Source organism: Ligilactobacillus acidipiscis (assembly GCF_900116935.1).
Taxonomy (GTDB): domain Bacteria; phylum Bacillota; class Bacilli; order Lactobacillales; family Lactobacillaceae; genus Ligilactobacillus; species Ligilactobacillus acidipiscis.
Window position 1 is genome coordinate 1,036,218 of record NZ_LT630287.1, and the last position, 21,722, is coordinate 1,057,939.

18 protein-coding genes, 1 tRNA gene and 1 pseudogene are annotated in these 21,722 nt (G+C 40.8%); 13 read left to right on the plus strand and 7 right to left on the minus strand.

Annotated elements, in window-relative coordinates; genetic code table 11:
• Nucleotides 1–52: 52 nt before the first annotated feature.
• On the plus strand, nt 53–910 hold the full coding sequence (locus BQ5903_RS04735; RefSeq protein ID WP_231920921.1) for a restriction endonuclease: 858 nt from the start codon (nt 53–55) through the stop codon (nt 908–910).
• Between the two features lie 104 nt (nt 911–1,014).
• Here BQ5903_RS04735 and BQ5903_RS04740 read toward each other — a convergent pair whose 3' ends face one another.
• Nucleotides 1,015–2,193, minus strand: coding sequence for an IS256 family transposase (locus tag BQ5903_RS04740; RefSeq protein ID WP_057785074.1), 1,179 nt, complete (start codon nt 2,191–2,193; stop codon nt 1,015–1,017).
• Between the two features lie 223 nt (nt 2,194–2,416).
• On the opposite strand from BQ5903_RS04740, the pseudogene BQ5903_RS04745 reads away from it, so the two are divergent.
• Nucleotides 2,417–3,593: pseudogene (locus BQ5903_RS04745) on the plus strand (IS256 family transposase).
• Nucleotides 3,594–3,752: 159 nt separating this feature from the next.
• Nucleotides 3,753–4,943, plus strand: a complete 1,191-nt coding sequence (locus tag BQ5903_RS04750) for an IS256 family transposase (RefSeq protein WP_079578986.1) — start codon at nt 3,753–3,755, stop codon at nt 4,941–4,943.
• 278 nt (nt 4,944–5,221) lie between these two features.
• Here the strand turns inward: BQ5903_RS04750 and BQ5903_RS04755 are convergent, their stop codons facing one another.
• The gene (locus tag BQ5903_RS04755; RefSeq protein WP_079578988.1) at nt 5,222–6,061 is read right to left on the minus strand and encodes an NAD(P)H-hydrate dehydratase; all 840 of its coding nucleotides are present in this window, start codon (nt 6,059–6,061) and stop codon (nt 5,222–5,224) included.
• A gap of 17 nt (nt 6,062–6,078) precedes the next feature.
• Nucleotides 6,079–6,975: an alpha/beta hydrolase family protein gene (locus tag BQ5903_RS04760; RefSeq protein ID WP_079578990.1), complete on the minus strand. Its 897-nt coding sequence runs from the start codon at nt 6,973–6,975 to the stop codon at nt 6,079–6,081.
• 320 nt (nt 6,976–7,295) lie between these two features.
• Between BQ5903_RS04760 and BQ5903_RS04765 the strand changes: the two genes are divergently transcribed.
• The 5 genes from BQ5903_RS04765 (at nt 7,296) to BQ5903_RS04785 (ending at nt 10,694) form a co-directional block, all read left to right on the plus strand.
• Nucleotides 7,296–7,380 (plus strand) — tRNA-Leu (locus BQ5903_RS04765).
• A 356-nt stretch (nt 7,381–7,736) separates the two neighbouring features.
• Nucleotides 7,737–9,047 carry an IS1380 family transposase gene (locus BQ5903_RS04770; protein WP_079578588.1) on the plus strand — a complete coding sequence of 437 codons (1,311 nt, stop codon included), beginning with the start codon at nt 7,737–7,739 and terminating at the stop codon, nt 9,045–9,047.
• A gap of 407 nt (nt 9,048–9,454) precedes the next feature.
• The gene (locus BQ5903_RS04775) at nt 9,455–9,751 is read left to right on the plus strand and encodes a hypothetical protein (RefSeq protein WP_079578992.1); all 297 of its coding nucleotides are present in this window, start codon (nt 9,455–9,457) and stop codon (nt 9,749–9,751) included.
• Between the two features lie 90 nt (nt 9,752–9,841).
• A complete protein-coding gene (locus tag BQ5903_RS04780) occupies nt 9,842–10,291 on the plus strand; it encodes a universal stress protein (protein ID WP_010496460.1) in 450 nt (149 codons plus the stop codon).
• A 64-nt stretch (nt 10,292–10,355) separates the two neighbouring features.
• The gene (locus BQ5903_RS04785) at nt 10,356–10,694 is read left to right on the plus strand and encodes a hypothetical protein (RefSeq protein ID WP_010496457.1); all 339 of its coding nucleotides are present in this window, start codon (nt 10,356–10,358) and stop codon (nt 10,692–10,694) included.
• An 88-nt stretch (nt 10,695–10,782) separates the two neighbouring features.
• Here the strand turns inward: BQ5903_RS04785 and ltrA are convergent, their stop codons facing one another.
• The gene (ltrA, locus tag BQ5903_RS04790; protein WP_079579655.1) at nt 10,783–12,168 is read right to left on the minus strand and encodes a group II intron reverse transcriptase/maturase; all 1,386 of its coding nucleotides are present in this window, start codon (nt 12,166–12,168) and stop codon (nt 10,783–10,785) included.
• 508 nt (nt 12,169–12,676) lie between these two features.
• Nucleotides 12,677–13,234 carry a nucleotidyltransferase family protein gene (locus BQ5903_RS04795; protein ID WP_010496448.1) on the minus strand — a complete coding sequence of 186 codons (558 nt, stop codon included), beginning with the start codon at nt 13,232–13,234 and terminating at the stop codon, nt 12,677–12,679.
• A 163-nt stretch (nt 13,235–13,397) separates the two neighbouring features.
• Between BQ5903_RS04795 and BQ5903_RS04800 the strand changes: the two genes are divergently transcribed.
• Nucleotides 13,398–14,588 carry an acetate/propionate family kinase gene (locus tag BQ5903_RS04800; protein WP_010496446.1) on the plus strand — a complete coding sequence of 397 codons (1,191 nt, stop codon included), beginning with the start codon at nt 13,398–13,400 and terminating at the stop codon, nt 14,586–14,588.
• A 168-nt stretch (nt 14,589–14,756) separates the two neighbouring features.
• A complete protein-coding gene (locus BQ5903_RS04805; RefSeq protein WP_010496444.1) occupies nt 14,757–14,960 on the plus strand; it encodes a hypothetical protein in 204 nt (67 codons plus the stop codon).
• An 85-nt stretch (nt 14,961–15,045) separates the two neighbouring features.
• On the opposite strand, the gene BQ5903_RS04810 is transcribed toward BQ5903_RS04805, so the two are convergent.
• A complete protein-coding gene (locus tag BQ5903_RS04810; protein ID WP_010496443.1) occupies nt 15,046–15,771 on the minus strand; it encodes a deoxynucleoside kinase in 726 nt (241 codons plus the stop codon).
• Between the two features lie 286 nt (nt 15,772–16,057).
• The gene (locus BQ5903_RS04815; protein ID WP_079578614.1) at nt 16,058–17,443 is read right to left on the minus strand and encodes an ISLre2 family transposase; all 1,386 of its coding nucleotides are present in this window, start codon (nt 17,441–17,443) and stop codon (nt 16,058–16,060) included.
• A gap of 260 nt (nt 17,444–17,703) precedes the next feature.
• Between BQ5903_RS04815 and purB the strand changes: the two genes are divergently transcribed.
• From purB to BQ5903_RS04830, 3 genes are all read left to right on the plus strand, one after another.
• The gene (gene purB / locus BQ5903_RS04820) at nt 17,704–18,999 is read left to right on the plus strand and encodes an adenylosuccinate lyase (protein ID WP_079578994.1); all 1,296 of its coding nucleotides are present in this window, start codon (nt 17,704–17,706) and stop codon (nt 18,997–18,999) included.
• Between the two features lie 122 nt (nt 19,000–19,121).
• On the plus strand, nt 19,122–20,003 hold the full coding sequence (locus BQ5903_RS04825) for a LysR family transcriptional regulator (RefSeq protein ID WP_010496433.1): 882 nt from the start codon (nt 19,122–19,124) through the stop codon (nt 20,001–20,003).
• Nucleotides 20,004–20,246: 243 nt separating this feature from the next.
• On the plus strand, nt 20,247–21,620 hold the full coding sequence (locus tag BQ5903_RS04830; protein WP_010496421.1) for an MATE family efflux transporter: 1,374 nt from the start codon (nt 20,247–20,249) through the stop codon (nt 21,618–21,620).
• The last annotated feature ends 102 nt before the right edge of the window (nt 21,621–21,722 follow it).

A 21,722-nucleotide genomic window follows, 5' to 3' on the forward strand; every position in this document is an offset into this window, starting at 1 on the left:
TGAAAGTGAGCGGATATGCAAAAAAGGAGTAGAGAAAGCAATATTAGATGCTTTGCAACTTTTAGGCGGATCAGCCTCAAAAAATAAACTGAAACAATCAATTGCTAATAATCCAGATAGCGGATTTACTTACGATGAAGTTTTTGAGCCTGTAGTGTCAAAGTCAGGTAATAAGTACGTTCCATTTGATTTTTTGTTTAATTTTGGAATAAATAATATTGCTATAACAGGATATATTGAAAGTCCTAAAAGGGGTCAGGATATTGTTTTAACTGAAAAAGGCAGAGCTAAAAGGCATTCTAAATTTCCAACTATAAAAGAACAAGAAATGATTGATTCATATTGGAAGAAAAGGAGCAAACATACTAAGAAAGAAGCTAATACTGCAACGCCAAAAACTCCAGAAAAGATAGTTGATGACGAAGAAAATCAAGATTTGGAAAGTGATAATTGGAAAGCAGAACTACTGAGTCAGCTTAAATTATTTACTCCGCAAAAGTTTGAAAGCTTTTCACGTTTATTGATTTCACATATGGGTGTTGTGGTAGACGACACTCGAGGAAAAATTATGTCACGCGACCATGGCATTGACGGTTTTGGTTATTTTGAATCTGATGAATTTAGAACTTCAAGGGCAGCTATTCAATCTAAAAAGTACACAGATTCGGCTGTTTCTGAACCGGAAATAGATAAATTCAAAGGTGTGATGGATAGTTTTAATGCAGAATACGGCATTTTTATAACTACTACTCATTTTACGGAAAGTGCTAAAAGAAAGGCAGTTCAAGGAAGTAAGTCGGTTACTTTAATTGATGGTCGTAGAATTACTGATCTTGTTGAAAAGTACAAACTTCATATTACGCCAATTTCTAGCTTCACACTTAATGATTACTATTTTGAACAAAAATAAATATTTAACTGTTTTTTATTTTCAATTTTTTGTAACTGAGAGCGGGGAGTGTCAAGAAGTTTGTGTAAAAAGGGATTGCCCTTTCTCCATAAAATTAAATCTTTTCAGTCGAAAAGTGATTCTAATGTATCCTTAACTTGTCCGAATCCACGATGAATTCGATTAAAGTTCTTTTCGTTGTAACTAATTACTTGCACTCCAATGAAATTGTCTAATGATTTTTCATTGGGAAACTGTTCTTTTGCTTTAGTCTTGCGTTTAATCTTTTTATTTAGCGATTCTATAATATTTGTTGAATAAATGGTTGGGCGTATTGCGGCTGGAAAAGCCAAAAAAGCTAATAATTCCTTTTCAATTGACCTAATGTGACTAATCAGATTTGTGTATTGCTTTTCCCAAGTACTATAAAAATCGGCAAGCATTTTATGAGCTTCAGTTTTATTAGTTACCGAATGAAGCTGTTTGAAATCATTTAAAATGACCTCACGGTCTTTTAAACGGACATGTGTACTAATATTACGCATAACATGAACTAAACATCTTTGAAATTTTGCTTTAGGAAAAGCATGTAACAGCGCTGGTTGAAGTCCGACCATTCCGTCCGCAATAATTAATTGAACCTGTTTAAGCCCTCGCTGCTTAAGATCTGCTGCCATTTCCGACCAGACTTCAGCATTTTCACTGGGTGCAATGCGATAATCAAGAACTTCCTTAATTCCAGTGGGTGTAATTCCTAAGGCAATATAAACCGCTTCTCTTTGAACTGTGTCACGACGCAAAGGTAAATAAGTTGCATCTAAGAATAAGCAAACATAGTTTGCTTTAATGGTTCGTTGATGAAAAGCTTCAATCTGCTCAGTTACTTGAGCAGTAATGTTAGAAACAGTTGTAGCTGAATAATAAGAACCATACATTTTCTCAATCAAATCAGCGATTTCACGAGTGGTAACACCTTTAGAGTAAAGTTGAATAATTGTAGTTTCTAAAGCATCTTGACGACGAGAATAAGCTGGAAGTAAATGATTATGAAACTTGCCTTGTCGGTCACGCGGCACAGCAATTTTCAACTTACCATATTCGGAATCAATTAACCGAAAGTATTGACCATTCCGATAATTGTTAGCCTTAAAACCATTACGTTCATAAGGATCATAACCGAGTAACGAAGTTAACTCAGCTTGTAAGATTTGATTAATAGCTTTTTCAAGTTGTTGGCGAAAAAGTTCTTTAACATCGCCATTTGATAATAGAGTTTTGGTTAAATCTTTGGTAAACTGTTCCATGGGGAATCCCTCCGTTTTGGTTTGGTTTGACGATTTAATCATACGGGGAAGGGATTCCCTTTTCAATAGGATTTTATTTATTTACACAAACTATTTTATACTCTCTGAGAGCGTAAAATATCTTGTGTAAATGCATAAAAGATTTCTGAATTGTATAGAAATAGGGGATGCCTTCCCTTATGATATTTAGTAACCACAGAAAACATCACAGGAGGCATTCCCCTTGAATGAACTTACCACAGAAATTATCGCTGCACTAGCCCAAAAGCAAGATTTGGACGAAGTTTTTCGTCACCACCTCGAAATTGCGATTAACCAGCTGCTTCAAACCGAATTGGCAGAGTTTTTGGGTTACGAACGCTACTCATACGCTGGGATTAACACTGGTAATAACCGCAACGGCAGTTATGAGCGCTCGTTTGATACGAAGTACGGCCAACTTAACTTAACCATTCCTCGAGATCGCAATGGCCGGTTTGAAAATCATACCTTGCCAGCCTACGGTCGGCACAGTGATAATTTAGAAACAACGGTCATTCAGTTGTATACCAAGGGAATTACCACTGCTGAAATTGCCGAACTCATTGAGAAAATGTACGGTGCTCACTACTCCAAAGCCACGGTTTCCAACATGACTAAAGCCGTCAATGAACAGGTTCAAGCTTTCCAGCAACGTCGACTGGCTTCACAATATGCGGCCATCTTCTTAGATGCCACTTACTTGCCGTTAAAGCGGGATACCGTTCAAAAAGAAGCCGTTCATATTGCGATTGGCATTCGTCCAGATGGTACGAAAGAAGTGCTGAACTACCAAGTGGCGCCAACGGAATCGACTGGAATCTGGACTGAACTGCTGGGAACCTTGATCAAGCAGGGCGTTAAAGATGTGCTGTTGTTTGTGGCCGATGGGTTAGTTGGTTTGGATGAAGGCTTGAATCGGCATTTCCCTAAAGCCAAACGACAACGTTGCCTGGTTCATGTTGGGCGGAATCTGATGAACAAAGTTCGCGTAAAAGACCGCAAGGCCGTGATCAGTGACTTTAAACAAGTTCATCGGGCCGCCAACCGTGAAGCAGCCGAACTGAAACTGAATGAGTTCGCCAACAACTGGCATCAGACCTATCCCAAATTAATCAAAGATCTGCTTAAAATGCCGAATTTACTCACTTTCATGGACTTTCCACCAGCTATCCGGCAATCACTATACTCCACTAACCTGATTGAGAACTTTAATAAGCATCTCAAGCGCACCACCCACCACAAAGAACAATTTCCAACGGAAGATTCACTGGATTGCTTCCTGGTTTCTCAAGTTTAATGTTTATAACGAGAAGTCTCTGAAGCGGATCCACCGAGGGCTCAAAGGACTCCAGGACACCTTGGAAGCATCATTTATTTAAGTTAGATACATATTATATGTACGAAGGCATTTCATTTACACAAGATTCTTGACGCTCCCGGTTGGGAGAGTGTAAAATATTTTGTGTAAATAGAAAAAAGGAAGTCCCTTCTGTAGAATAGAGTTACCACAACACATTCACAGAAAAGAGGACTTCCATATGAACGATTTTACTACAGAAATTCTAAAGACTCTAGCGAACAAAGGCGATTTGAATGAATTATTCCGTGTCCATTTGGAAAAAGCTGTCAATACGCTTCTCAAAACGGAGTTAACGGCTTTCCTCGATTACGAAAAGTACGATCGCATTGGTTTTAACACGGGTAATTCTCGTAACGGCTCCTATGACCGTACGGTCAAGACCGAGTACGGGGAACTTCATCTCCAGATCCCGCGCGACCGCAACGGCGAGTTCAAGCAACAGACTGTTCCTGCTTATAGACGGACGAATGATACGTTAGAGGAGACCGTCATTCACCTCTTCCGAAAAGGTATTACCATGTCGGAAATCGCAGACTTGATTGAGAAAATGTATGGGCATCACTACACGCCCCAAACCATGTCCAATATGACTAAATCATTTACGGAAGAAGTCACTTCATTTAAGGAACGTGAGCTTCATGACCGTTATGCCGCTATTTATATGGACGCAACCTATATCCCTTTAAAGCGGAAAACCGTCGCCAAGGAAGCCATTCATATCGCAGTTGGCATTCGCCCGGACGGTTCAAAGGAAGTGTTGAGCTATGCGATTGCACCAATTGAATCTATCACGATTTGGGAAGAGATTTTAATAGACCTCCAGGAACGTGGCGTGAAAAACGTCCTCCTTTTCATCGCGGATGGCTTAAAGGGGATGGCAGGGGCCGTGCAGCGGTTCTACCCCAAAGTCCGTTTTCAACATTGCTGTGTGCACGTTTCCCGTAATATCAGTCACAAAGTGCGTGTCGATGATCGTAAGGAAGTCTGTGATGATTTTAAAATGGTGTATCAAGCGTCATCTAAAAAGGCGGCATTGGAAGCACGTGGTGCTTTTGCGGAAAAATGGAAAACCAGCTATCCAAAAATGGTGGAATCGATCCTTTCGAACGATTACCTGCTCACTTTCTATGATTTCCCATTAGCCATACGCAAGACTATTTACTCTACGAACTTGATTGAATCCTTTAATAAGCAAATCAAGAAATACAGCCACCGCAAGGAACAGTTCCAAAATGAAGAGTCGATGGAACGTTTCTTAGTCTCGTCTTTTGATACTCACAACCAAAAATTCCTAGGTCGCAGTCATAAAGGTTTCCAACAGGCCGAAGGCGAGCTCGAACAAATGCTGAGTCAACCGATGGAGAATTAGAAATAATCTACAGTAGGGAAGAACCATTTACACAAAATTATTGACGCTCCCAAATAGGGTAGAGGGAAGTGTTCATTTCTTTCGTTCCAGTTAGAAGAGTTTTTTCATCAAAAGAATGTGAATTTAGAATCCATAAGCTAGTAATAGACACTGGGAAAAGTTAATTTAATAGACTTTTTATTTTAGACTGATAAATAAGGGGGAAAATTAACAAGGAACTATTAAAATAGCCCCTGCAAAAAAGAGGGGCTTTTATTACCTGATTATACACAAGAAAATTAGCGGACTTGTTTTTTCATAAATTCTTGTAATTGTCCAATAATATCTGTTGGCAAAACAACGTATGAATTTTCTGCTAATTCGTCAGCGATGGCACTATGAGTGTAAAGGGCAGCAGCCAATGCTTTTTGCGGATCCTGGTTGGCAAATTGGCCCATAAATCCAGCAATGATTCCGGTCAGAGTGTCTCCCATGCCGCCGGTGGACATGTAAGGCCCTCCAATTGGCAGATGGACAGTTTCTGCACCAGGTGCATAAATTTCTGTATGATGCTTTTTTAAAACAACTGTTGCATTAAGTCTTTCTTGAATCTGACGGTTATTTTCTTCTGTTTGCTCAGCAATTTTAATACCTGAAAGTCTTTGCCACTCCATTTCATGGGGTGTGAAAATAATATGAGCATTAGGTAATGCCTCTTGCAAACTATTTTCCTGTGAAAGCAAAGTGATTGCTGAACCATCAATAATCAGGTATTGTTCTGGTTCAACATTTGCAAAAACATTCTTGACGATCGAAAGTGATGTCTTATCTGTTCCTAACCCTGGACCGACTACGATCGCATTTGCTCCAAGGAGAACAGAATTGACCGTTTTTTCGTCTGTGAAATCAACAAACATGGCTTCCGGTACCAGGGAATGCAAGGCAGTCAAGTTTTCTGGGGCTGTAGCACAAGTCACTAAGCCCGCTCCGGCATGGACGGCTGCTGAAGTTGACATCAAAATAGCACCGCCATACTGCTGAGTGCCGCCCACTGTGACAACACGGCCGTAGTTGCCCTTGTGACTGTTAGCTGGGCGTTTTTTTATGACTGTCAGTATTTCTTTAGTTAAGTTCTTCAAAATATTACCTCCAATTGTTAACTTAACAAAAATTTTTTCACTGCTGTGATGGTTTCTTGTTGGATCTGTTGTCGGTCTACACCAGGTGCGTCTTGATACCAGAATGCGTCAGCAGCTGCATAGTTTTTTTTGACGGGCAAGAAAATAAAGTGGCCGACATTTGCTGGTAGTTCACGATAGATGGCTTGGGGCAAAAATTTATGATAGATCCGACCATTTTGTGCGATCGGTGCGATTTGATCTCCGCCAGGTGCAATGATCAATGCTGGAATATCAACATTCTTTGTTTGTTGGGTAGAATCAATGCCCGTACCTAAAGCAGGGGAGAGCGCGACAACTTTTTTAAAGTGCTCGTCTTTTAAATCAGTGGGAACTTCTGCTGGATCTGCTTCAACAACTTTTTTGGTCAGTTTGCCAAATGCAGGCATCTGAGTCACGACGTCTGCGGGTAAAGTTTCATTTTCTTGTTTTTTGATCAGATTTTGATCAACGTTCACTCCGGCAATTGCCATTACCGAGTAAGCGCCTAGTGAGAAACCAATGCCACAGATTTTGTTTTGGTTGATCACGGGACCATAGTGCTGCAAAAGTTGCGATAATAAATAAGATAGGTCGCGAGGTCGTTCCCAGTAACGTTTGAATTGTTCAGGCAGTGGATCATTAAACGTATTGCCGTAATGATCCGGTGAAGCTACGATAAATCCTTGTTCAGCCAGTGGAATTGCCAACCAGGCCAAACTGATCCGGTTGCTGCCAGAACCATGAGACAGCAAGATCAGTGGATGTTTTTCTCCTGTGTAGGTGCCAGCATAAGCTAGGTTTAGGTTTTCTGGACACCAGATCGTTGTTTTTAACGGACGATCATCTCGTGAATGGTCAATATACGTTATGGTTTGTGCAGTAACTTTAGACATATTTTTCCCTCGGCTTTCTGTTAGAACTTCAGTTTTAGTATAGCAAAAATAACGATTTCAAACACGTTCAAACGGCTATGAGAAAAGAAAGAAAGTTTGAAAAAATACAGCAACAGGTTCGACTCCTGCCAGTGGCATAGTATAGAAGCACATTCACGAAGATAGTGCTAGTAATGGCTAGACAGCGTTTATTATAATTGCTTGGGCAAATTAAAGATTTCATTAGCTTTTTGTTGTTTCATGACTAGAAACTTGATAAAAACTCTTTTATTTTGGGACAAATTAGTGTATGATAGTTAGGTACTGATTTACAGGTATTTGCCACTGTGGCGGAATTGGCAGACGCGCAGCGTTCAGGTCGCTGTTTGGGTTATCCAAGTACAGGTTCGACTCCTGCCAGTGGCACTTTGATAGTTAGTTAGGCTTATCGTTCATATGTGGGCGGTGGGTCTTTTTTTGTTAATGAGGATATGGATCAAAAATAAACGAAAAAGAATAGCAGTCTCTTTTAGGTTGGAAGTCTGCTAATATCAATTTGGGCAAAAATTCATTTGTTCGAATAAATAAAGGAGTCAGGTTATTTACTTTAAAAGGAATAATTGTTATCCTGAATTATTCATACTTTTCCCTTAAGGACTACTTTTTGTTGTTGTCATGCTAGTTCGCATCTTTTTCGTTTTTCACCTGTTGGGTGTACAAAAAGAGCACATCCTGTGCTATTGTAAAGTCGATGAAAACCACAAAGAACAGGAGTGCTCCTTATGTCAACTTTACATCATGAAAAACTTTTATTCAATGACCAGATCAACATTTCTAATGACGGTGGTGAGTTAGCGAACGATGCCGGAACTTTATTAATTGCTGAATTTCTGCACCAAATTCACTTTGACCAGCTCTTAGAAGATAACTTGCATTTTAAAGATGACCGTAAATATTGTACCTTTCCCTTGAACAATTTATTTAAGCAGTTGCTGTTGCAATTGCTGGCAGGATACTGCCAAGATCAGTCGGCTAATACCTTGTCACACGCCGTTGATTTTAAGCTGGTCTTGTCTCAAGCGGTCGCTTCCCAGCCGACACTTTCACGCTTTATCAATCACATTTCAGCGTCTGGGCTCTTTTCAGTCAAATCATTGCTCGGCTCGGTAGCTCACTTTGTTCTTGGGCAGCTAAATCAACATCAGCTGATCCTTGATCTAGATTCGACACATGCCGATACGTTTGGTGACCAAGAAAAGAGTGCTTATAACGGTCACTACCAGACCAACGGTTATCATCCTTTACTAGCCTTTGATGCTTTATCGGGCTGCTTGTTGAATGCTCAATTACGCCCCGGCAATCGCTATACTTCCCAAGGTGCGACTAAATTTTTATTACGGAGCTTACGGGCCTATGACGGATCTTCCCTGGATGTCTTAGTGCGAGGAGATTCTGGTTTCGCAGCTCCAGGGATCTACCATGCGTGTGATAAAAAGCAGGCTAAGTTCGTGATTCGTTTAAAAGCGAACTACCAGCTCCAAAGTCGGGCTGAAAACCTGATCCAAGTGGGTGACCAGGACTTCACCGAAGCTGAAGTCCAATGGCATGTCCTGCGAGACTATTGTCCTCAAAGTTGGTCACGACCTTATCGTGTGATTATTAAATCAACGCGGCCGGCGGGCAACTTTCTGTTTGACCATGAGTTTATCGTGACCAACTTGGAAGAATTAAGCGGTCCACAAGTCTTTGCCCTCTATCACCAACGCGGTTCCATGGAAGACTTGATCAAAGAAGTTAAACGTGGCTTTCACTTTGATAAAACGGACAGTTCTAGTTTTGAGGCCAATGAGTTCCGGATGCTGGTAGCTGGGGTCGCTTATAATATACTGCAAGCCATGAAGAACTTAGTTTTACCAACAAAGCTTAAACACGCTCAGGTCGGGACGATCCGTTTTAAATTACTCCATGTGGCAGCTAAGGTCACGCACCATGCGCGTCAAATCTGGGTCCATTTATCTCAGACCAATGTGTTCGATAAATTATTTTGGCAGACACTGTTCAAGATTCAAAATCTAAAAATATATCCGCTGTGAACTCACAAAATAAAAAATGTTTTTCTTAGGGAAAGGGTGAAGTCTGTCCTTTTTTAAACAGTCCGACAACAAAACTAACAAAAAGCTGCTTTTTTTACACACTAAAGTAACTTTGCACAAAGTTTTAACTGCAACGAAAAGTATGAATAATTCAGGGTTATACTTATTCCGTAATTATTATGTATTTTTTCTGATATATAATTTTTTAGCGAGTTTTTTTAAGGATTTCTTGTTATTGAGACTATAAATTCTCAGAAATTGACCGATATTAATAGGTGAACGAGAATTGAGTGGAAGAATGAGCATGGATAATTTTTGGTACGATCATTAAATTTGATTAATTTAAATAAAAACGTTACGATTTTATGAAAACGTAATCATTTTGAGAGAGAAAGGAAATAATTGGTATGGCAGAAATAAATGCAATGTATTTAGTGGAACGCGCGAAGATTTACCGCGATGAGGCTCAACGTGGAATAGAATTGGAGTCACAAGGAGACCCGCAAAGAGCTTTATTGGTATGGAAGAGTTTAAAGCGAGCTTGTGAGGCGGAATTAGAAAGTTACGATGGTCAAGATGATAATTATGCTCACTTTTTACATACCATGGCAGATTATCTAAAAAATAATAGTGAAGTGATGTCTGGTTTAGAAATGATCCGCGTTAGCAGTCGTGACTATCTTAAGATCGACAGTAGTAAATAATAAGACATTTCATCAGTTTTATGTTATACTTTCGTTAGTAAGTTAAGTATCAATTAGATAATTTTCGTATGAAAAAAGGGAGTGGCAACTGTGGCAGAACAAGAGTATAAAACCATCCTTGTACCTGTTGATGGTTCCGAAGCAGCTGAAAAAGCTTTAAAGAAAGCGGTAGAAGTTGCCAAAAGAAACCACGCACACTTAGACATTTTGAATGTGATCGATCTTAAGCAATTTTCTGTTAGTTTTGCCGGCATGTTGAATGCTAGCGGCGATGTTGTCTATAAGACTTTTGAAGATGTAGACAAGTACTTGTCCGAGTTACAAAAGAGAGTTAAAGACCAGGGCTTTGATGATGTTGATGTCCATGCCCGTTTTGGTTCTCCTCGGACAGTTATTGCAAAAGATTTCCCAGAAGATCACCAGACCGATTTGATCATTATGGGACCAACAGGTTTGAATGCGGTCGAACGCGTCTTTGTTGGTGCTGTTACTGACTATGTGATCCGTGCTGCTAGTTGTGATGTGATCATTGCACGGTGATCACCGAGTTAGATGTGAGAAAATGGCCAGGTAATGCTGGACGTGAAAGGAGACAAATCTACAATTGAATTTCGGGGCAGCAATAGTGTATATTGCGTTGTTTGTTCTCACGATCTATAACGTGCGACGTAATTACCACTTGATGAAGTTACGTTCCAAAGCAAAAATTCGTGAACCAGAAAGATTGTCACAAGATGAGCAGGGCAAATTGAAAGGGTATACCGCAGATAAGCGAAAATGGTCTATTTTAAGTCAATTGTTCTTTTTCATCTCAGTGTTTATTGCTTTTAAGGGAACGTTGGCTCAACTGGCTTTTTTCATGGATCTCTACACGGTTTCCATTATTTCAGTTAATAATATAGATATTGATATTATTAAACTGCTAGGTGAACCTGCAAGTTAAAAAATTTAGTAATCGGGTAGGAGATAGTTCACACTATCGACCTCCCACACCACCGTACGTACGGAACCGTATACGGCGGTTCAACAACTTAAGCTTTTGCTTGAATAGACTGGTACAGTTTGGACAGATTTATTAGCCCACGCTGTGCCAGTCTTTTATTAGTTATGGTCATCAACAGTGTTTTACTGTGCGCGTTGCGCCAGTATCCCTTACGAGTATTGACGTAGATTTTCGCCTGTTTGGGTGTCAAGCCTAGTTTAATCAATGCTTTATAACGGGTTCCGATATTCTTCCACTGTTTCCAGATATACTGGCGGATGCGCGAGCGCAACCATTTGTCTAGTTGTTGGAGAAAGGTTTTCATCTTCCCAATGGAATAATATTGGATCCAGCCCTGCATTTTCTGCTTAATTTCATGCAGAATCCTATCAAGGCTGACGCCTCGGCTTCTCTTGGTGATTCTTGTCAATTCCTGTTTAATTCTCTGTTTAGGTTTTTGATGAGGACGCGGGTAGGCGCTATTGCGTCCCACACCCAGAGAAAAACCTAGAAACTTCAGTCTTAGTGGAGAACCGACTTGCGTCTTTTCTGCATTCACTTCAACTTTGAGTTTCTTTTCTAAAAACTGGGTGATGCTTTTGAGAACCCGTTCACCCGCACGCTTACTTTTAACATAGATATTACAGTCATCCGCATAGCGTACAAATTTATGTCCTCTTCTGGTCAATTCTTTGTCCAGCTCGTTCAGATAAATATTTGCTAGTAATGGTGAAATATTGCCACCTTGCGGTGTACCTTTAGCGGACTTCTCGAAAAATCGACCATTCATCACACCACTCGTCAAGAACTTACGAATCAAATGCAAGACCCATGGCTCACTAATGTAATTTTCAACAAATTTAATTAGTAAATCATGGTTCACATTGTCAAAATATGACTTTAAATCAAGGTCGACCACGTAGTGATAACCCTGATTATAATAAGCAACCACCTTTTTCACAGCACTTTGTGCACTGCGGTGTGGTCGAAAACCATAACTATTATCTGAGAATACTTTTTCAAAAATAGGAGACAGTTGCTGTTGTAACGCCTGTTGAACCACACGGTCAACGACCGTTGGGATTCCTAACTGACGTTTCGAACCATCTGGCTTAGGAATCTCAACTCGTTTGACAGGTTGGGGTTCATAGCTTTCGGTTCGCAAGGCCTCGATTAGTTTTACGTTATTCTCTTTCAAGTATGGGCCAAGTTCCTCAACGGACATGCCGTCAATTCCTCCAGCCCCTTTATTACGCTTGACATGGACAAAGGCCCGATTTAAATTATTCCGGTCTAAGACCTTCTCACGTAATAAGCCATTTTGAGTTCTCTTTTCACCAGAAACAACGCTACGCGCTCCTGTTTGCTCTGACCCTTCCAGGGTTACCCTCCGCAGGTAGTCAGCTTTATTTTCTGTTTTCTGCGATTGTCGTATTGTTTCCACCTCCAGGATGAATCAAAATTATTGTTGTTCAGCCCTTCACCATTACTGGCTACTATGGCCTCGGCTGACTTCTGTCATGGACAACTCAACATTACTATTGAGCCTGTTCCTGCCAGAAATAACTTCCAGCTTGAGAGAACTACCATGACAGACCTCCCCGGGTAAGAGCAGTAGCTTTCGCATCAAACCGTTGGCTTTACTGTGACGGTTTCGAGTGGTCAGGGACTTCGATTTGTTAGGCAATCTCATCCCACCGTTTCCAGCCTTTTAGCCACTTCTTGTTCATCGATTCGATGTTTCGTCTAGGACTTCCTTCAGATTCTACCTCACGATAGACACCCTTGTCTTCGACTCGTGATACCGGCCACTACGGCTCACAGCGGACTTACACCGCCTAGTTACTGCCCATGCCGGGCGCACCTAAAAAAGGTTTTCTCTGCAAGGAGAAAACCTTTTTTGTTTTGCGTTTAGATCAGTTGGAGTAACGTACCGCGTCGGGTCAGTCATTAATAGTTAGCTCAGGCCAACGAGTTTGCCATGCTTTATTGGTCAGTCGCTGTTGATAGCGTTGATGGCCTGCTTGTCCAACTGCATAATTGGGGGTCGGACTGACTTGTAACTCAAAAAGATCAGCTAAACCATAGGGCGCAATTACATGATAACCGTTGAGTCGGCTTTTTTGGATACCGACACTTGTAGCAGTCTCTGGGAAATCGGCGATGGTTTTTTCGATCGAATCATAAAAGCGCCTGTGACTCAGATGCCGTGCTGGCAGGCAAATGTTTTTGATGTTCCACAAATAAAGTGAATGATTTTGAGCTAAGATTTCTTTAGTCATCAAGAAGTTCTCGTAAGATTGATTGCTGTTTTTGTAATAAACATCGATATCACCCAGTTTAAGTGATGACTGGTGACCAGTTTGTTTGTTCCAGATCAGGTTGCGGATCGTACCGCCGCAAATAGTCGCTTCAGGCAGGTGCATCTTTTCGAGGATCTTGAATATTTCATTGATCTCTGGATCATGGGAAATAATATCTAAAAATTTTTTCTTGTACAAATTAAGTTCCTCCTGCTAGAAATTTTTCCAGTTACCATTGTATTGCGTTTTTTCGGTCCACGCTATCTCTTTTTGAGATAATTTCCTCTTGTGAAATTTTGAAAGCGTTGTATAATTTTAAAGTAAGCGCTTTATAGGAGAAATTTAGAGGAGATAATTTGTCATGGAAATATTAGCCGTTAATTCAGGAAGTTCAAGTTTTAAGTTTAAATTGTTTATCATGCCGGAAGAAAAAGTAATCGCTTCTGGGCAAATTGAGCGCATTGGTCAAACGGGCTCGATCGTGACTATTAAGCATCATGGCGGTGAAAAATATGAACGCAAAGATAATATTAAAAATCATAAAGAAGCCGTACAAGAATTGATGGACCTGTTATTAGAATTACGTATCATTAAAGATTATTCAGAAATTGATGGTGTTGGTCATCGTGTCGTCGCTGGAGGAGAATATTTTGATCATTCTGTTATCGTTGATGATAACGTGATCGCTAAGATCCACGAAATTGCAGAAATGGCACCTTTACATAATCCGGCTAACCTTGTGGGAATTGAGGCTTTCAAGAAAATCTTGCCTCAGGCTACATCTGTTGTTGTTTTCGACACTGCTTTTCATCAAACGATCCCAGAAGAAAACTTTATCTACAGTGTTCCTTACGAATGGTATGAAAAATATGGTGTTAGAAGATATGGTGCTCACGGCACCAGTCACCGCTATGTGGCTGGCGAAGCAGCTAAATTATTAGGACGGCCATTAGAAGACCTTAAACTGGTCAGTTGTCATATTGGGGCAGGTGCGTCGATATGTGCAATCAAAAACGGTAAATCGTTTGATACTTCGATGGGTTTTACCCCGCTGACCGGTGTGACCATGGCAACCCGTTCTGGTGATGTTGATGTGGCTATGATCTCTTACATGATGGAAAAGTTGAATATAGATTCTATGACCGAAATGATCTATATGCTGAATAAGGAATCGGGTTTATTGGGTATTTCCGGTGTATCGCAGGATAGTCGGGATATTTTGCAAGTGGCCCATGCTAATCATCGTGCACAGCTCTCACTAGACATCTTGGTCAAAGATGTGGTGAAATACATTGGACAGTATACCTTTGAAATGGGGGGCTTAGACGGCATTATCTTTACAGCCGGTGTTGGTGAAAATTCGGATGAGATCAGAGCTTCTATTTTAGAAAGACTTGGCTTTTTAGGGATCACTATCGATCAAGAGGAAAATCAGAAACGAGGAGTCACTAATATTATTTCCGGTCCTGATTCCAAGATCACTGTTATGCGGATCAAAACTGATGAAGAAGTTATGATCGCTCGTGATGTCATGGATCTCAGTCAAAAATAAGCAGATTTTTGTCAGTGCAGAAGCCTTGATTTGCCGGGCTTTGTAAGCCTATTATTATTTCTTAAAAAATGTAATATTTTTGTAAAATAAAAGTGTTAACAACCGCCTCAAAAAGTGGTAAATTATTCTGGATCGTTAAATTATAATTTATTTTTAGGAGGCTTTGTCATGGGCAACAAGCTTGATATTTTGCGCGACTATCAAGTTGCAGAGGCAGAAGCTATGGAATTAGACAATGTTTGTCATCAGATCGATGATTCTAAGCTAGCTTCTGAATTTCTGAAGGTTTATGATGAAAAACGCAAAAGCGTACAAAATGAATGCCGTAATTTGCAAACTATTTTAGAAGCAATCGAAGCGGCTGAAGATTGATCAAACAAACCAGAAAAAAAGAAATTAACAAAAAACTATGAGAGCTTTATGATCCAATTAGGACATAAAGCTCTCATAGTTTTTATTAAGAACGCTTTTGTTTGAGTTTAGAGTACCTTGCCGGGGAAAGCTTATTTAAAGCAACTAGCTTTTCTTCGATCAGATCTAAGACCAGATTGCGGTCGGCAGGGTTTTCAACGAAATCATACTTGTCACCGTCGATCAGCAAGAAAGGAGAAATATCATACGAGTTTGCCCAGTCGCTGTAATAATCTAACAGATTGTGGTAGTAACTGACTAAGCTTGGATCAGTTTCCACTTGCTCAAACTCACGACCGCGTTTCTTGATCCGTTTGATCATGGTGTCATAAGAGACATTGATCATGACCATCAGATCTTCAGTAGGGTCGTCGGAAACGTATTGCAGTTCGGAAAGCATATTAGCCAGTAACTCTTTGTAGATCGAATATTCGATCTCAGTGGCATTGCCCATCGCTGTATTCATTTTCATAAACATTGCATCTTCATAGATCGAACGGTCTAAGATGTTATTGCTGCCTTTTTTTGCTTCTTTGATCATTTTAAAACGGCGATTTAAGAAGAAGGTTTGTAATAAATAAGCATAAGGATTAGAAACATTTTTTTCGCCGGCTGCTCGACGTTTGGCGGCAATCTCATTACCTTGGTAGAATAAAGGTAAGACCGGATTGTCTTCCACCGGTTCGTAAAATGGTCGCGTTCCAAGTTCTTGTGCTAATATTTCGGTCAGGCTGGACTTTCCAGACCCGATAATTCCGGCTAAAGTGATCAAGCTGGGACAACTCCTTTTATAAAAAGTTCGGAGGAACAAATACCAGTTGATCTGTTGATGATGAGAAGTAATTAGTAGAAACTGCTTCTCATTTGTTCTCCCGTTCATATGATAATTCATACGCATACCTATTTTACATGGACCAAAAGGTGTTTTCAATCTTAAGCTGGAATTAGATAGTGTCAACTTTGTGTGGGTAAATTTTTAAAAGGCTTGTTCCTCTGCTTTTTGTAATTGCTCTATTTATTTTTAGTCCAATGCTGTGCTTGAATTGAGCGTCTTTGAACTACCAGCCAACTTGCAGACCATGTTGCCACAAACTCCGATGTCCTCGCAAATGCCCACTGAACGCAGCTTGTGCTTGTTCATAATACTTATTTTTAATGTTTTTTCTGACATTCAAACGCCGGTCGAACTGGCTGATTTTTTCTTGCTTGAGCGCTTTTAGCTGTTCTGCTTGTAAGAAATTGGTGATATTGCCGCCATTCAGCTGAAAGATCCGTGTTCGGGCGACACTTTGCGCACCCACTAAACTCCAACCTTGCGGACGTGAGCTTAAGCGCCGGGACAGATAATGACTGATATGGCCCTCAGCCGAACAGCCATGATAATCCTCTAAGCGGTTATCGCAAATCGCTGCGGCATTGTTGGTCAGATATTTAGCGGCTTGTTTCAAGCTGTGACATTGGCTGACAGTTACCGTTGGGTCACTAAAACGGACCCTAAAGTAATCCTGGATAAAATTAGTTTGTCCAGCTAAAGCCCAATGGTATAAAGTCCGGTCCAGACCAGCGATCCCTACGGAAGCTTTTTTACAATATTTACGTAAGTGAAACCGATCCAAAATGAACGTGCAGTGCGGAATAAAGTCGGCTCCGTGCTTGATCCATTGAGCACCGTCACCGCTTAAATAAACTTTTTCTGGCCGATAGTTGGTCTCTATATAATCTAGAACTTCTGTCCATAATTCTTCGTTGTCTTTGCCCGGATAGTTACCCGTAAAGTAATGCGCTTTGATCAGTGGATGGCGCGGATCAGTTACGTCATAACCTTCATGAACATAAACTAGTTTCATGAAACGATTAGTACTGTCCTGATAAGCAACATGATCTTCGTCAGCTTCAATAAATAGCGTTTGGATCGGTTTGGGGGCGGGCTTCTCAGTCACAGAAGGCTCATTGGGCAGTTGTTGACCTTCACGGTGAACAATGTTCATGACTGCTGTTTTAGAGTGGATCCCCAAATGGGGGATCATCGTGAGCGCTTCTTGGTAAGTATGTCCAGCAACATTTTCTAAGATCTGCGCTTTGACTCCCAGCGTCATCCGGCTATATTTTTGCCAGCCTAAGACTTTATCCAACAAAAAGAAATACGCCCGGGTTTCTTTATTTTGATAATATGTCCGCTTCACTGTGAGATCACCGTACAAAGTCGACTTAGTCGTTTCACGGATCGCTTTGATCGCAAATTTATCCTTGCGGATCTCAGACTCCTTAAACTGCCGGTCGGCTTCTTCTAAAAAGACCCTGATCAAGTTTAGGCATAGTTTTCTCCCTGCGGCCATTGTATTTTCGATCCAGTCATCAAAGGCAAGATCTTGGTACAGAACTTTTTCACCATTTTTTGTAAAATTCGCCCACATTTGTTCGCTCATCTGTTGTAAAATATTCATTGGGAAATAACTCTCTCTTTCATTGTTTTGTCGTAATTACAATTGTAACAGAGAGTTATTTCTCTTTTTTTGTCTTTTTAGACTTCCACCCACAAATACTTTACGCTAACCTGGAATTAAATGCAGCTGCCGATCAAAGATGATTAAAAAGTTTAGAAAATTTGAATTAAAACTGGTACGATCCATGATTCAACTGTATAATTGACCCTGTAAAGCTTAACAAAACAAAGAAACTTTCATAAAAAGAGGAGAAAAAACGAATGATTTCAAGATATACCCGTCCGGAAATGGCTGCTATTTGGAATGACCAAACTAAATATGATTGTTGGTTAGCTGTTGAGATCGCAGCTGATGAAGGTTGGTCTAAGTTAGGCATGATACCTGAAGAAGATGTTAAAAAGATCCAGCAAAATGCTAAATTCGATGTTGATCGGATCGCAGAGATCGAAGCGGAAACTCACCACGATGTGATCGCATTTACTCGTTGTGTTTCTGAATCATTAGGTGCTGAAAAAAAGTGGGTTCATTATGGTTTGACTAGTACTGATGTTGTCGATACTGCTTATGGTTATCAGTTAAAACAGGTCAACGATATTTTACGGCAGGACCTGCAGAATTTCAAAGAGATCATCGCAAAAAAAGCAAAGGAATATCAATATACTGTGATGATGGGACGAACTCACGGTGTGCACGCTGAGCCAACTACTTTTGGCTTGAAACTGGCACGGTGGTACTCTGAGATCAAGCGAGATATCGAGCGTTTCGAGCATGCTGCAGCTGGTGTGGAAGCTGGAAAAATCAGTGGGGCGGTTGGTAGTTTCGCTAACATTGATCCCTATATCGAAAAGTATGTCTGTGAAAAGTTGGGGATCCGTCCGCAAGAAATTTCCAGCCAAGTCTTGCCCCGCGATCTGCACGCAGAATATGTCTCAGTTATGGGACTGATCGCAACAAGTTTAGAAGAATTTGCAACAGAGATCCGCGGTTTACAAAAAACCGAAACACGTGAAGTTGAAGAACATTTCAGTAAGGGACAAAAGGGTTCTTCTGCTATGCCGCATAAACGTAATCCGATAGGTTCGGAAAATATTTGTGGATTAGCGCGGGTCGTCCGCGGCCATGTGATCACAGCCTATGAAGATGTTTCTTTATGGCATGAACGTGATATCTCGCATTCATCAGCTGAGCGGATCATTTTGCCAGATACAACGATCCTGTTAGATTATATGTTGAACCGGTTTGGTAAAATCATCAAAGATCTGACGGTTTTCCCAGAAAATATGAAGAAGAATATGGATAAGACTTTCGGCTTGATCTATAGTGGTCGTGTTTTGTTGAAGTTGATCGATGCAGGCATGAGTCGCGAGGAAGCATACGACTTGATACAGCCGAAAACTGCCCGCTCTTGGGATGAACAGATACCGTTTAGAAAATTACTGGAAGAGGATCCGCAAATTACTAATAGATTAGACCAAGCAACTTTAGATGATGCTTTTGACTATCGTTGGCATTTAAGACGAGTTGATGAGATTTTTGAACGGGTAGGTTTAAAATAGTTTCCTAAAGTACACCTTGTGGAGTAACTGGTCAGACAAAATTCTATTTGTCGGAGTTATCGTTTGACTGGCCCACTGAATGGGTGTACTTTAATTTTTAATGTTGAAAGGAGCAGTTTTAAATGACAGAGTTCGCTTACCAAGCGTTTAGTGAAGTCGCCCGGCAAAAGACGTTTGTTTCCGCTGCCAAAACGTTGAATGTTACGCCCTCTGCGATCAGTCACTCGATCGCTGGTTTTGAGAATGAACTGGACTTTCCTTTGTTTATTCGCAATCGGACTGGAGTCACTTTGACCCCAGACGGTGAGAGAATCTTACCGATCGTGCAGGAAATTTTAAATACCGAAACAAAGTTGCATGAAGAAGCTGATCGTATCAAGGGACTTAGTTCCGGTAAAATCAGGCTAGGAGCTTTTAGTAGTGTTTGTATTAATTGGCTGCCGGATATCATTCGAAAGTTTAAGCAAGATTATCCTCAAATTGATATAAGTATTGAACAGGGCAATTTTAACAGAGTCACCGAATTGGTACGTTTGGGGCGGCTCGACATTGGTTTTTCTGCTTTACCGATCAATGAAAATCTAAATGTTGTTCCCTTACACGAGGATATGATCTACTGTATTGCTCCCAGTGACTTTATCCCGCAAAATGGGCATAGTATCACTAAAGAAGATGTTAAAAATGAACGTTTTATACTGCAGCAGATCGATTATGATCGTGAAACGAAGCGGGCTTTAGATGCGTATAATGTGTCTGTTAATTCGATCCAATACAGTATTGATGATGCCTCAATTATTGCGATGGTAGAAAGTGGGCTTGGTTTGGGGATCTTGCCGGAGTTGGCGCTACAAAATCTTTCTGGGCACGTCAAGGTTTATCCTTTTTCGCAACCGTTTAAACGAGTAATTGCCGTTGTGACTCAAAATGAGGCCAAGCAAACGCCATCGACACATGCTTTTTTGAAGTTGGTTCAACAATGGGTCCAGGAAAATTATACTAAATAAGATAAATATGATTTTATTTGAATTTCAATTCAGGGATAAGTATCATATCCTTGTTTGCTGTTGTTATTAGTTGAGTTGCCCAAGCCAGAACTCTGCGCCTAATCAACTCAAGCATTACGACCAGAAAAACCCTGGTCATAATGCCTGAGTCCCTTAGTGCTCAAGTTCTCCCGGCTTGGTACACTCTGTTTTTTAGTCGAGCTGTCCAAGCCAGAACTCTGTTATATTTGGGGGGATTTTACTGTGAAAGAATTAACCAAAGGCAGTCCAATTAAATTGATTTTAACTTTTGCCGTACCACTTTTGATAGGCAATCTTTTTCAGCAGCTGTATAGCCTGTCTGATACGATCATTGTAGGGCAAACTTTAGGGGTAAACGCATTGGCGGCCGTTGGTTCGACGGGGAGTATTCAGTTTTTGATCATTGGTTTTGCTCAAGGGATGACTGCTGGTCTGTCGATCATGACTGCGCAGTTTTTTGGTGCGCATGATTATCGTAAAGTACGTGAAAGCTTTGCGACAAGTATCGTGATCAGTTTGGTAGTAACTGCTGTGTTAACTTTTTTAAGTGTCTATTTTATTCATGATATTTTGATGTTGATGAACACACCAGCAGAAATTGAGCATAACGCACAGACTTTTAGTACGATCATTTTCGGTGGGATCGGGATTCAAATGGCATACAACCTGCTTGCCAATATTATTCGCAGTTTGGGTGATAGTCGGACTCCGCTCTATTTTTTGATTATCGCTGCCGTGTTAAATGTTTTGCTGGAGTTACTCTTCATTGTTGTCTTTCACTGGGGCGTTGCCGGGGCTGGATTCGCCACTTTAGCTGCTCAGTTATTCTCGGTACTTTTATGTGTGTTGTATATCATTAAGAAGATCCCGTTGCTGCAGATCCATTGGGTCGATTTTAAGAAAGTTGATCGTAAAATGATCACTAGCCATTTGAACGTGGGCTTACCGATGGCATTTCAGTCCTCGATCATTGCCATTGGTTCGATCATGATCCAGTCAGCACTGAATGCCTTAGGGACTACTGCTGTGGCGGCTACTACGGCTTCCAGTAAGATCGACCAGATTGCTACTTTGCCGATGAGTTCCTTTGGTGTTGCAATGGCAACCTATACCGCACAAAACTATGGTGCGGCGGAATATGGCCGGATCTTAAAGGGAGTCAAATCGGCCGTTTTGATGTCAGTTGGTTTTAGCGTTGCTGCCGGCTTACTGATGATCATCTTTGGGCAAAACATGGTCACGGTTTTTGTTGGTAATGCGGACCAGGGCGTTTTGTCTTTATCCCAGATCTACTTTAACGTTAATGCGTCATTTTACCCGCTTTTAGCGATCTTATTTATCTTCCGCAATACTCTTCAAGGTTTAGGCAAAAGTGTTGTACCGACGTTGGCTGGCTTGGCTGAGCTGGCCATGCGGATCGGTGCTGCCTTATTCTTGGCAACACGTTTCGGTTACGCGGGCGCTTGTTTCGCTAGTCCATTAGCTTGGATCGGGTCGTGTTTAGTTTTGATCACTTCTTATGTGCAATCAGTGAAGATGTTAAGAAGACGGCAAAAAGAAAAAGATGAAGCTGCTGAAATAGTAGCAGATAATTAAAACTACTTGCTTTTTTGCCAAAGTTTTGTTACTATGCTTTTCGTGTTTACAGGAACTGGTGAGGTTTGCTGAGCAGCAAACTTTTCGCTTTGTTGGACTAAA

Excerpts from the sequence above, each read along its gene's own strand:
- BQ5903_RS04740 (WP_057785074.1), bottom strand. The coding sequence starts at position 2,193 with ATGGAACAGTTTACCAAAGATTTAACCAAAACTCTATTATCAAATGGC.
- BQ5903_RS04750 (WP_079578986.1), top strand. The coding sequence starts at position 3,753 with ATGAACGATTTTACTACAGAAATTCTAAAGACTCTAGCGAACAAAGGC.
- BQ5903_RS04760 (WP_079578990.1), bottom strand. The coding sequence starts at position 6,975 with ATGTCTAAAGTTACTGCACAAACCATAACGTATATTGACCATTCACGA.
- BQ5903_RS04770 (WP_079578588.1), top strand. The coding sequence starts at position 7,737 with ATGTCAACTTTACATCATGAAAAACTTTTATTCAATGACCAGATCAAC.
- BQ5903_RS04775 (WP_079578992.1), top strand. The coding sequence starts at position 9,455 with ATGGCAGAAATAAATGCAATGTATTTAGTGGAACGCGCGAAGATTTAC.
- BQ5903_RS04800 (WP_010496446.1), top strand. The coding sequence starts at position 13,398 with ATGGAAATATTAGCCGTTAATTCAGGAAGTTCAAGTTTTAAGTTTAAA.
- BQ5903_RS04805 (WP_010496444.1), top strand. The coding sequence starts at position 14,757 with ATGGGCAACAAGCTTGATATTTTGCGCGACTATCAAGTTGCAGAGGCA.
- BQ5903_RS04815 (WP_079578614.1), bottom strand. The coding sequence starts at position 17,443 with ATGAATATTTTACAACAGATGAGCGAACAAATGTGGGCGAATTTTACA.
- purB (WP_079578994.1), top strand. The coding sequence starts at position 17,704 with ATGATTTCAAGATATACCCGTCCGGAAATGGCTGCTATTTGGAATGAC.
- BQ5903_RS04825 (WP_010496433.1), top strand. The coding sequence starts at position 19,122 with ATGACAGAGTTCGCTTACCAAGCGTTTAGTGAAGTCGCCCGGCAAAAG.